Here is a 6,000-nt window from a genome sequence, read left to right on the forward strand (position 1 = left end):
AACGACCGGTCCGCCCTGCTCCGGGGCAAACCGAGTCGTGACAGCTCCGGCCGGCATCGCAGGTCTCCGCGGCCGTGGCCGCATCCAGAACTCCGAAACGGCATGTAAGCGGTTGAAAGCCGTATAGAGTCCCTCCGCACTAGCTCGAACTCAAAGGGGGGTTCCTTTGCGCGCTCGTCTTACTGTCTCGGCGGTGGCTGTCGCCGTGGCCGGCGTCTTCTTCAGTGCACCAGCCGCGTCCGCGGCGACACTGCCGTCCACCAACACCGCCCACCACTGCATCCACCACACCACCGGCGTGTGCGGCTGGACGCACCACCAAAAGCCCAAGGACAAGTACGAGACCGCGAAATGCGTGGACGCCTCCGTGTCCTACTCGCGGCACTCCCAGGGCACCTGCTCCCACCACCACGGCGTGCGCTACTGGTTCAAGTAGCCGCTCCACAACTGCCTCGACAGCGCGCAGGTCGCCTCCTCCGCACTTGGAGAGGCGACCTGCGGTGTATACCGGCAAAGCGTCTGGACCCAGCACGATCGGACGACAGGGAATGCTGGCCGTGGTCGCCCTCAGCCAGCAGTTGGGGCTCAGCAGCGTGGCGGCCGCGGCGATGAAGGCAACGGATGCTTCCTTGGCAGCGTGCCACCGGGCACCCAGCTCCATCTGGTCGGTGGCCTTGCACAGCGCATACGTGGCATCCGCGGCCTGCTGGGCGAGACCGGCCAGCTCAGGGCCCAGGACCTGGAGGCGGATGTGGGGCGCGGTGATTGCCGCCCGGGTGTCGCGGGATCTCGTCAGTGCCTGCAGCTGGTGCCGGGTTTCCTGCGAGCAATTGTCAATAGTTGTGGATCAGGCTGCGGCAGAGCCGAGCAGCAGGGCTCCCGGAGCGACCCCGGCGACGGCTGCAATGATCACTGCGGACGAGCCCCAAGCAGCCAGCGCCAGGCCCGCGACTCCGCACGCAGACATGGCTGCGCCGAGCCACACGAGCGCGGACATCCGCCAGACGGCTGCGAGCCCGAAGAAGTGCAGTCCGACCACGAACGCGATCCAGGGCAAAGTCGCCAGCGGGGCCTGCAGCAGACCATTGATGAGCACGATGCCTGTCAGCCCGGCCACCGCCTCGATGACCACCACGGCCCAGTAGCGTCGACCGAAGCCCTGTTGTGGCGCGTGGGTGGTCTGCGTAGAGAGGTGGCCGCGCCGAAGCGCGACAAGCAGCACGAGGAATGCGCCGATCGCGAGCACGCGCAAGGGGATGCCGGCGCTCGATGGCAAGGCACCCGCGTTGGCCTCGATAAAGATGAGCCCGAAGAGGGCTCCGATTACCCGGTTTATCTGGCCCCTGGCCATGGGTCTGACCCTCCCGGCGTAGCTGTCGGATTGTGGATCGTGTGACGCGCGGTCAGGCTGCGGCGGTTTCCGCGCGCTCGATCAGGACGCCGTTTTCGAACTCGGCGCCCGCGCGGACCAGGGCGACGAGGTGGGCTCCGGTGACCGCGCGCCAGCGGGCCTGGGCGGATTCGACAAGCCTGAAGACCATGGCGAGGGCTGCAGCCGGGCTGCCGGCGCCGCGGGTGACCTTGGTCCGCAGCTTGACCGTGGAGAACGTGGACTCGATCGGGTTCGTGGTGCGCAGGTGGACCCAGTGCTCCGCCGGGAAGTCGTAGAACGCCAGCAGCTCCTCGGAGTCGTCGGTGATCTTCGCGACGGCCTTGGGGAACTTGGCGCCGTAGGTCTTCGCGAACGCCTCGATCGCCCGCTCGGCGTGGTCGCGGTCCTCGGCGTTGTAGATCTACTGCATCGCCTTCATTGCGCCCGGCTGTGCGGACTTCGGCAGGCAGTTCGCGACATTCCGAGCCTTGTGAACCCAGCACCGCTGGTGCCGGGCAGCTGGAAACACCTCAGCCAGTGCCTTCCACAAGCCCATCGCTCCGTCGCCGACCACCAGCTCGGGGTCGCGCATGCCGCGCCGGCGGCAATCGCGCAGCAGGTCGGCCCACGACTCGGTCGACTCCCGCAGCCCCTCCGCCAGCGCGATCAGCTCCTTCGTGCCGTCCAGACGGACGCCGATCAGGACCAGCACGCACGAGTGCGCCTGACCGAGCCTGACCTTGGGTGGACTCCGTCGGCCCACACGTAGACGAAGTCGCGGTCGGTCAGGTCGCGGTCTTGGAAGGCGGCGTGGTCGTCCTGCCACTGTCTGGTCAGCCGGGTCACGGTCGCCGGCGACAGCCCAGCCGCCGAGCCGAGGAACTGCTCCAGCGCCGGGACGAAGTCCCCGGAAGACAGTCCGTGCAGGTAGAAGCAGCGGCAGCACTTCGCTCACCTTCGGTGACTTGCGGCACCACGGGGCCAGGATCTTCGAGGAGAACCGCTTGCGCTCGCCGGTGGCCTCATCGACGCGGCGGTCGTTCACCCGTGGCACGGTGACCTCGACTGGTCCGGCCGCGGTGACCACAGTGCGGGGCCGGTGGTGACCGTTGCGGACCACTAGGCGGTGCCCACGTTCGTCCCGTTCGGCAGCCAACTCGGCTATGTACTGGTTGACTTCGCCCTCCAAAGCGGCGGCCAACATCCGGCGGGCGCCCTCACGGACGATCACGTCGATCAGGGAGCCGGTCTCCGTGGAACCGTCGGCATTCACTACGCTGAGCACGGGCGTGCCTTCCCGACCCGCGCTGCGAACGCGGGCCTACTCGGTGACCATCAGGATCATTCGGGAAGGTACGCCCTCCGCGTCCCCGCCCGGGGCTGATCCACAGGTCTTGAGCATTGCTCGGTTCCTGCCTCGGTCAGGGTCAGACGCTCCCGATGGAACAACGCTGAGCGGTGCGCGTCGAGGGCGGCAGCGAAGTCGGTGACGGTGCCAAGCTGGCCTTGGCGATGGCTGTCGGCGCGCTCCTCGGCGCGTGCGGTGCGTGCCGAGCGGTGCTGGAGGAGCCCGGCGGTCAGGGCACCAGCGAGGGTGCCAAGCACGGCAACGATAGAAGGCAATATGGCCATCAGCTCACGGGTCCTCTCAGGTAGTCGGTTCCTGGGGTGGGCCGGACAGCGGGGTACGCGGCGGCGGCGCCATAGGGGTCAGGGTTACGCAGGGCTCGACACCGGCGCCGACGCGAACACGGAGACCGGCACAACGCTGCCCAACGCCACCTGCTCAACCGCTTCCTCGGACAGCTCCACCACTGTCTCCAGACCCGGTAGCCGTTCGACGAACAGCGTGCCTTCGCGCCACTCCTTCCAGCGCCTGCATGACCCGCAAAACCGCACCTCGGCAACGACAACGGCGTTGCGAAAGACCCAACCTGCCGAAGCGCGAACTCAATCGGAGAGCGTGACCGGGGCCCGCAGGCCGAGCCACTGATCGGCGTCCCAGGCCCGGAACCGCTCTACTTCGGTGAATCCCAGCTTTGCCGCGAGGCGCATCGAGCGAGCGTTGGCGCTCTGGGTGGCGAGCACCACCGGCTCACCCGGAAGGACGTCTTCGAGCCAGTCCAGTGCCGCCGCGCACGCTTCGGCGGAGATCGACCTTCCCCACGGCAGTGGGGCAAAGGTGCTCTGTTGCTCTCCTGAGCAGGATCTGGCCGATCATCGCCCCGCCGAGATCGACGACGAAACTTCCGGGCCGCCGCCCGGGCACCTCGGGCATCCCGCGCTCAAGCTCGGCATGCGGGCGGGGGCCGCCGAGGTAGGTGTGCACCTCACACGAGGCGTGCACTTCGATGAACGCCGCACGGTCCCTGGCCTCGGGCTCACGCAACACGAGCCTCTCGGTCTTGATCAGTGCAGGCGGCCACGCAACGGGTCCGAGATCATTCATGTCGGCCAGCCAATCAGCGGCCTTGGTAGCGATCAAGGCTCGCACTCCCTCTTGACTCCTTATCCCCCTGAGACGTCTTGACACCGGTCGTGGTCAAGGAGAAACGGGGCGGGTGCGCATCGGGTGGATGCACGGCACCGCCCCCGGCGATGCCGTGCACTCCCGGCCCGTGGACTCCACTGCTCGCGTCCCCGGCCGCCGACCCTGACGACCAGGATCCTGGCGCCGGTCCCCGGGAGGCGATCGACCTGACGGCGCTGCGGGCCTTGCGGGCGTCACGCACGGACGTGCAAGCCCTCGATCTCACGGCGCGAGAACACCGTGTGCAGCCAAGAATCGGTGTCGCCGAGAATCGAGACACTCGGGTGCTTGTTCATGGCAGCCTGGTCAACCGCGGGCTGCTCGTCGAGCTGTTGACGCGGTAGGCGACACCGTACTGGCGGGCGAACCGGTTGGCCTCGGTGACCGATCCGCCCATCGAGCGCAGGTAGAAGGCATAGGCAACAGAGGCGATCTGCTCCTCGTTCAGATACAGAGCCCACAGGCTGCCGAGCTGGCGTGCGGTGCGCACCTTGTCGGCCAGGCCCGCGGCCGGCGGCACATGCAGCCGTTCACCAAGGTGCACGTACAGACGCAGGACATCCATCTCCGAGCGGCGAAGCTCCACCAGCCGCTCACCCATCGCCGGCCCCTCAAGCCGGTGCTCGGGGGCCGGGCTGGCCTCGGTGTAGGCCAGCACGTCCCGGCCGTGACCGGTGAGCCGGGCCGCCCATCGGACGGCCCTCCCCTCGTACGCGGACAACTCCGCCCGCATCTCACGGTCGGCCAGCTCAGCCTGGCCCAGTCCCACTGCGGCCTCCACCCCTTTGTGGTGCTCGGGGCGCAGCGTGCCGAGCAGCACCCAGCCGTGCTGGGCAGCCTCCTGGTGGTCACGCAGAACCCGCAGCGCCTCGAGCAATGCCTTCCTGCCGCGCATACGCCCCTCCCCCACTCTCCCGCTCACCGCTGAACTCCGGTTACGGCGACGGTAGGAGCCCGCCCACCAGATGCGTGGCGGAACGCTGGATAGATCACCGACACGTGTGGGCCACGCGGAACGGGCCCAGACCATGACATGCCGGGTGTCAGCGCCCGGCGCGGCCAGTGTGGCCGGACCAGCCAGGGCGTCGGGGCCGGCTCGTCAGTGTGCCGTGGTGACGATGACGGGGACGTCCGGGCAGTCGCTGAGGACGTCGGTGAGCGCGGCCTTCTCAACGGTGTCGATGCTCAGGCCCCAGCGGGTCTTGTCCGCCACCCAGTCGGTGACATAGGTACAGCGGTATCCCTCGGCCGGCGGAAGCCACGTGGACGGGTCCTGGTCGGCCTTGGACCGGTTCGACGCGGCCGAGACCGCGATCAGCGCCCGGTCATCGCCCAGGTCGTTGGCGTAGGCCTCCCGTTCCTTCGCCGTCCAAGCGGAGGCACCAGAGTCCCAGGCCTCGGCAAGCGGGACCAAGTGGTCGATGTCCAGCCCCTTAGGGCCGTCGATGTAGCGGTCGTCGTAGGGCGAGTACCACTCCCCTCCACTCAGCGTGCACTTCGCTCCCTGTGCGGGTGCGATGACCGCTTCGGCCTTCAACACCTCGGCACGGGTGTTACAGCCGTCCCTGTCGGCGTCGACCCAATGCTTGAACTTCGTGCGCTCATAACCAGTGCGGTCCTCGGTACGGACCGGGAGCTGAGCCAGCATGTCGCGCACGGGGGCGGTAATGGTCTCGCCGGGCACGGCAGCGGCTGGCGCGGCGTGAGCGGTCGACGGGACGAGGAGGGCGGCGAAGGCGGCAGCCGTGGCGGCCCAGACGAAACGCACGAACAGGGATCCTCTCGAAGACACGAACAATGCGTGATCTTCGTACCGGCTCCCGGCGCCGACCCGCCCAAAAACCCGGAACGGCTCTACCCGATCGGGCGGTAAGTGCGATCGTCGGCCTGTCACACCCGCCGCTTAAGATCCATGCTCGTGGCGGAGGTCCCGATGAGTTGATCAGGCTGGAACGATCCGCCGCGGAAGAACGCGCGAAGCTCGCAGGCCTTGCCGGTGACGCCTAGAGCGTGTCTCTTTGATGGGTTCGTCAGTTGATCGGATGTGTCCGTCCGATTAGTGATCACCGATGCGATGTGGGACCGGATCGAGCCGCTG

Annotated in this window: 5 protein-coding genes and 3 pseudogenes; 1 reads left to right on the forward strand and 7 read right to left on the reverse strand. The window is 67.9% G+C overall.

What is annotated here, in order from left to right:
* Positions 1–193: 193 nt before the first annotated feature.
* A complete protein-coding gene (locus ABT171_RS40895) occupies positions 194–436 on the forward strand; it encodes a DUF3761 domain-containing protein (protein WP_351251941.1) in 243 nt (80 codons plus the stop codon).
* 165 nt (positions 437–601) lie between these two features.
* Here ABT171_RS40895 and kilB read toward each other — a convergent pair.
* The 7 genes and pseudogenes from kilB to ABT171_RS40925 form a co-directional block, all read right to left on the reverse strand.
* A pseudogene (gene kilB, locus ABT171_RS42105) lies at positions 602–838 on the reverse strand (plasmid transfer protein KilB); the annotation flags it as partial.
* A gap of 9 nt (positions 839–847) precedes the next feature.
* Positions 848–1,351 (reverse strand): hypothetical protein, encoded by a 504-nt coding sequence (locus ABT171_RS40900; RefSeq protein WP_351251943.1) that lies wholly within the window; start codon positions 1,349–1,351, stop codon positions 848–850.
* 52 nt (positions 1,352–1,403) lie between these two features.
* Positions 1,404–2,657, reverse strand: a pseudogene (locus ABT171_RS40905) (IS256 family transposase).
* Positions 2,658–3,322: 665 nt separating this feature from the next.
* Positions 3,323–3,821: pseudogene (locus ABT171_RS40910) on the reverse strand (GNAT family N-acetyltransferase).
* Between the two features lie 373 nt (positions 3,822–4,194).
* A complete protein-coding gene (locus tag ABT171_RS40915; RefSeq protein WP_351251945.1) occupies positions 4,195–4,797 on the reverse strand; it encodes a DUF6417 family protein in 603 nt (200 codons plus the stop codon).
* A gap of 204 nt (positions 4,798–5,001) precedes the next feature.
* A complete protein-coding gene (locus ABT171_RS40920; protein WP_503078952.1) occupies positions 5,002–5,670 on the reverse strand; it encodes an HNH endonuclease family protein in 669 nt (222 codons plus the stop codon).
* A gap of 122 nt (positions 5,671–5,792) precedes the next feature.
* The coding region (locus tag ABT171_RS40925; protein WP_351251947.1) for a hypothetical protein at positions 5,793–6,000 on the reverse strand (208 nt) is incomplete at its 5' end.

It is taken from the genome of Streptomyces sp. NPDC001851, from assembly GCF_040297165.1.
Lineage (GTDB): Bacteria > Actinomycetota > Actinomycetes > Streptomycetales > Streptomycetaceae > Streptomyces.